5 protein-coding genes are annotated in these 5,144 nt (G+C 58.0%); 4 read left to right on the top strand and 1 reads right to left on the bottom strand.

From position 1 onward, the window contains the following. The first annotated feature begins 25 nt into the window (after positions 1-25). The 3 genes from rho (at position 26) to AC1DH9_RS21930 (ending at position 3,879) form a co-directional block, all read left to right on the top strand. A complete protein-coding gene (gene rho / locus AC1DH9_RS21940) occupies positions 26-1,285 on the top strand; it encodes a transcription termination factor Rho (protein WP_477808771.1) in 1,260 nt (419 codons plus the stop codon). Between the two features lie 141 nt (positions 1,286-1,426). Beyond that, a complete protein-coding gene (ubiD, locus tag AC1DH9_RS21935; RefSeq protein ID WP_477808770.1) occupies positions 1,427-2,893 on the top strand; it encodes a 4-hydroxy-3-polyprenylbenzoate decarboxylase in 1,467 nt (488 codons plus the stop codon). Next, complete coding sequence (locus AC1DH9_RS21930) at positions 2,893-3,879, top strand: CDP-6-deoxy-delta-3,4-glucoseen reductase (protein ID WP_427538763.1); 987 nt, start codon at positions 2,893-2,895, stop codon at positions 3,877-3,879. The genes ubiD and AC1DH9_RS21930 overlap by 1 nt, the downstream gene beginning before the upstream one ends. Here AC1DH9_RS21930 and AC1DH9_RS21925 read toward each other — a convergent pair. Further along, positions 3,876-4,355 (bottom strand): sn-glycerol-3-phosphate transporter, encoded by a 480-nt coding sequence (locus tag AC1DH9_RS21925; RefSeq protein WP_427538760.1) that lies wholly within the window; start codon positions 4,353-4,355, stop codon positions 3,876-3,878. The genes AC1DH9_RS21930 and AC1DH9_RS21925 overlap by 4 nt on opposite strands. Before the next feature lie 342 nt (positions 4,356-4,697). Here AC1DH9_RS21925 and AC1DH9_RS21920 point away from each other — a divergent pair. Further along, positions 4,698-5,144: gamma-glutamylcyclotransferase (locus AC1DH9_RS21920; RefSeq protein ID WP_477808769.1), on the top strand; the 447-nt coding region annotated here is incomplete at its 3' end.

Here is a 5,144-nt window from a genome sequence, read left to right as displayed (position 1 = left end):
CCATAAATGATTACGTCATTCCTATATGAATCTGACTGAACTCAAGCAAAAGCCGATTACCGAACTGCTCGAATTGGCCGAACAGATGGGCATAGAAAATATGGCCCGTTCGCGCAAGCAGGATGTGATTTTCTCCTTGCTGAAAAAGCACGCGAAAAGCGGCGAGGAAATCTCCGGTGATGGCGTGCTGGAGATTCTCCAGGACGGCTTCGGCTTTCTCCGCTCTGCAGACGCCTCCTATCTCGCCGGCCCAGACGATATCTACGTCTCGCCGAGCCAGATCCGTCGCTTCAACTTGCGCACCGGTGACACCATCGTTGGCAAGATCCGTCCTCCAAAGGAAGGCGAGCGTTATTTCGCACTGCTCAAGGTTGACACGATCAACTACGATCGTCCCGAGAACGCGAAAAACAAGATTCTCTTCGAGAACCTGACCCCGCTGTTCCCGACCGTGCGCATGAAGATGGAAGCCGGTAACGGTTCCACCGAAGACCTCACCGGTCGTGTTATCGACCTGTGCGCTCCGATCGGTAAAGGCCAGCGCGGTCTGATCGTCGCTCCGCCAAAAGCGGGCAAGACGATCATGCTGCAGAACATCGCTGCCAACATCGCGCGTAACAACCCTGAAGTTCACCTGATCGTGCTGCTGATCGACGARCGYCCGGAAGAAGTMACCGAMATGCAGCGCACCGTGCGCGGCGAAGTGGTTGCCTCGACGTTCGACGAGCCGCCAACCCGCCACGTGCAGGTTGCCGAAATGGTGATCGAGAAGGCCAAGCGCCTGGTTGAACACAAGAAAGACGTGGTCATCCTGCTCGACTCCATCACTCGTCTGGCACGTGCCTACAACACCGTGATCCCGAGCTCCGGCAAGGTCCTCACCGGTGGTGTCGATGCCCACGCCCTGGAGAAGCCGAAGCGTTTCTTCGGTGCTGCACGGAACATCGAAGAAGGTGGCTCGCTGACCATCATCGCTACCGCGCTGGTTGAAACCGGCTCGAAGATGGACGAAGTGATCTACGAAGAATTCAAAGGCACCGGCAACATGGAGCTGCCTCTGGACCGCAAGATCGCTGAAAAGCGCGTCTTCCCGGCGATCAACATCAACCGCTCCGGCACCCGCCGCGAAGAGTTGCTGACTGCCGACGACGAGCTGCAGCGCATGTGGATCCTGYGCAAACTGCTGCATCCTATGGATGAGGTCTCTGCCATCGAGTTCCTGGTCGACAAGCTGAAACAGACCAAGACCAACGATGAGTTCTTCCTGTCGATGAAACGCAAGTAAATCGCGGAAGACCAAAAAAGCCGGGGAAACCCGGCTTTTTGCTATCTGACCTTTGATGAATTGCCTGGTCACTCTTCTGAACGGGTGGGTTCGAGGCTAAACTCATGCCCCCGAACGCCATGGCCAAAACGAGGCTAACGCATGCAGTATCGCGACTTGCGCGACTTTATCAGCGGCCTGGAACAGCGCGGCGAACTCAAGCGCATCCAGGTTCCGGTGTCCCCAGTGCTGGAAATGACCKAGGTCTGCGATCGCACCTTGCGGGCCAAGGGCCCGGCGCTGCTGTTCGAAAACCCGACCGGTTATGACATCCCCGTGCTTGGCAACCTGTTCGGTACGCCTGAGCGCGTTGCCCTGGGCATGGGCGCCGAAGCCGTCAGTGAACTGCGCGAGATCGGCAAACTGCTGGCTTTCCTCAAGGAGCCCGAGCCGCCAAAGGGTCTGAAAGACGCCTGGTCCAAGCTGCCGATCTTCCGCAAAATCATTGCCATGGCGCCGAAAGTCGTCAAGGACGCCATCTGCCAGGAAGTGGTCATCGAAGGCGATGACGTCGACCTGGCGATGCTGCCAGTGCAGACCTGCTGGCCCGGCGACGTCGGCCCGCTGATCACCTGGGGCCTGACAGTCACCAAAGGCCCGAACAAGGATCGCCAGAACCTCGGCATCTATCGCCAGCAAGTGATTGGCCGCAACAAAGTCATCATGCGCTGGTTGAGCCACCGTGGCGGCGCGCTGGACTATCGCGAGTGGTGCGAAAAACATCCGGGCCAGCCATTCCCGGTGTCCGTGGCCTYGGGTGCCGACCCTGCAACCATTCTCGGTGCGGTAACGCCGGTGCCGGACAGCCTGTCCGAGTACGCCTTTGCCGGCCTGTTGCGCGGTAACCGCACAGAGCTTGTGAAGTGCCGTGGCAACGACCTGCAAGTGCCGGCGACCGCCGAGATCATTCTCGAAGGCGTGATTCATCCAGGCGAAATGGCCGATGAAGGTCCGTACGGCGACCACACCGGCTATTACAACGAAGTCGACAGCTTCCCGGTGTTCACCGTCGAGCGCATCACGCACCGTATCAAGCCGATTTACCACAGCACCTACACCGGCCGTCCACCGGATGAACCGGCGATTCTCGGTGTGGCGCTGAACGAAGTGTTCGTGCCGATCCTGCAAAAGCAGTTCCCGGAGATCACCGACTTCTACTTGCCACCTGAAGGCTGCTCGTACCGCATGGCCATTGTGACCATGAAAAAGCAGTACCCCGGCCATGCCAAGCGGGTAATGCTCGGTGTCTGGTCGTTTTTGCGACAGTTCATGTACACCAAGTTCGTTATCGTCACTGACGACGATATCAACGCCCGCGACTGGAACGACGTGATCTGGGCCATCACCACGCGCATGGACCCCAAGCGCGATACGGTGATGATCGATAACACGCCGATCGATTACCTCGACTTCGCCTCGCCGATTTCCGGCCTGGGGTCGAAGATGGGACTCGATGCCACGCATAAATGGCCTGGTGAAACCACCCGCGAGTGGGGCCGGGTAATCGTCAAGGATGAGGCGGTGACACGCCGGATCGATGCCATCTGGAATCAGTTAGGAATAGATTGATGCGTGTAACCTTGCAGCCGTCCGGAGCAGTGCTTGAGATACTGCCCGGCGAGCGGATTCTCGATGGGGCGCGGCGCCTGGGCTATGAGTGCCCGCAAAGCTGCCGTAATGGCAACTGCCACGTTTGCGCGGCGTTGCTGGTCGAAGGTCGGGTCAGACAGACCGGCGATGTGCGCGATCACGGCGAGTTCTACACTTGCATAGCAGAGCCGCTGGAAGACTGCATCGTATTGTGGGATGGCGTCCTTGCGCTGGGAGAACTACCGGTGCGCAGCCTGTCGTGTCAGGTCACTGAATGCGTAGACGTTGGCGGTGATACCTGGCGGGTTCGACTACGGGCGCCGGCAGGCAAGCCGCCGCGCTATCACGCCGGGCAGTACCTGTTGCTCGAGCGCGAGAATGGCGAGAAATCAGCTTTCTCGCTGGCCTCTGCGCCGCATTCAGGACGAGACCTGGAGCTGCATGTGCTGGCGCGCGAAGCCAGCGCGCTCAGCCTGATCGAGCAGTTGCAGCGCAATCGCATGGTGCGCATCGAAATGCCCTTCGGCGATACGCATCTGGCCGAGTTGCCTGACTGTCCGCTGGTATTGATGGCGGCGGGTACCGGCATGGGGCAGATCCACAGCCTGATCGAGCATTGCCGGGCCAAGGGCTTCAAGCATCCGGTGCACCTGTACTGGGGCGTGCGGCGACCGGAAGACTTCTATCAGATCGAGCATTGGGATGAATGGCTGAAGCTGCCTAACCTGTTCCTGCACAAGGTCGTCAGCGATCTGTGCGGTTGGGAAGGGCGTTGCGGCATGCTGCACGAGGCGGTTTGCGAAGATTTCCCCGACCTGAAATCCCTGCATGTGTATGCGAGCGGTTCGCCGGCGATGGTTTACGGCACGCTGGACGCCTTGGTCAACGCCGGGATGGACGCACACCAGATGCGCGCTGACGTCTTCGCCTATGCGCCCCGTCCGCAAGCAAGCAACCCTGCCTAGAAGCGTACGCCGGTGGTGATCATCGCTGCGTTAAAGCCGAGCAGAACCAGCTCGGCGGCGACCGGGCCGTAATGCGCGCCCAGTGATGGAATGATCACGGGCGCGACACCGAAGTGGTTGAGCGGAATCTTGTCCTTGGACTCACCGCTGTAACCCTGGAGTAATCCACCGGTCAGCTTTATATACACCGGATAGTCGGCGCTCTCATAACGCTTCCCCGCATAGGCGTAATACGAACGCTGACTGAACGAGTTACGAAAAGTCACTGCACCAAACAACCAACCGGATGCTTCATTGCGTTCAAGGCCGATCAGGTCCTGATTGTTATTGTGATCGGGGTCTGATGAATAGTGTTTGGTGTAGAGGCTACCTTGCAGGTACCAGAAACCCTTGTCTTCTCGAGCCGGGCTTTCGACTGCCAGCGCCGGGGTGGCCAGCGCCAGCAACAGCAGACCGTACATTTTCAGGTTTTTCATCTTGCGACCTCTGTTGGTAATTCGGCTTGCGCCTGTGGAGGCTGCTATACGCCTGCATTCAAAGAAGGGGCGGCAGGGTATCAGACGAATACGTCAGAAAGATCTGTTAAATGACGGTTGATTCTGAACGGACACAAGGTTTATGCATATTTCATTCGGGTATTTAAGATATTTCCAAAAGAGTATTAGGCTATATATCAGGGCTCCTTCATTGGTGCAGTCCTTGATATAGAAGGGTCATACGTCCTTTAGCACTTTTCGTTTTACGTTTACTGCTATATGTTCTATGACGTTAATCTTGCTTACATCCTGTAATACTTGTGGGACTGAACACCCTTTGCCATGACCGCCATTGAATCTGCTTGTTTGAATCTGGCTTACCCTCCGCGGCTCGATCTGGGCGCGCAGCTGACTCACGAACAATTGCTCAGCTCGATGCAGGCCACCATGGCCCGGCACAAGGGCGGGCCGGTCTGGTTATTCGCTTACGGTTCATTGATCTGGCGCCCGGAATGCACAGCCGTCGAGCGGCTGCGCGGACGCGTGCATGGTTACCATCGCGGCTTGTACCTGTGGTCTCATGAACATCGCGGTACACCGGAAATGCCGGGGCTGGTGTTTGGGCTGGATCGTGGCGGTTCTTGCAGCGGCTTTGCCTATCGGCTGCCGGAAGACCAGTTGGAAGCCTCGCTGTTTGCCTTGTGGCAGCGCGAAATGCCGGTTCCGTCTTATCGCCCGCACTGGCTCAATTGCCGGCTGGAAGACGGCAGCAAGGTTCAGGCATTGGGG

This window comes from Pseudomonas sp. 05T35 (genome assembly GCF_056396605.1).
This window is presented reverse-complemented; position numbering and strand designations above follow the sequence as displayed.

Bases quoted from the DNA above. Each gene is read 5' to 3' on its own strand.
- AC1DH9_RS21930 (WP_427538763.1), top strand. From the start codon at position 2,893: ATGCGTGTAACCTTGCAGCCGTCCGGAGCAGTGCTTGAGATACTGCCC.
- AC1DH9_RS21925 (WP_427538760.1), bottom strand. From the start codon at position 4,355: ATGAAAAACCTGAAAATGTACGGTCTGCTGTTGCTGGCGCTGGCCACC.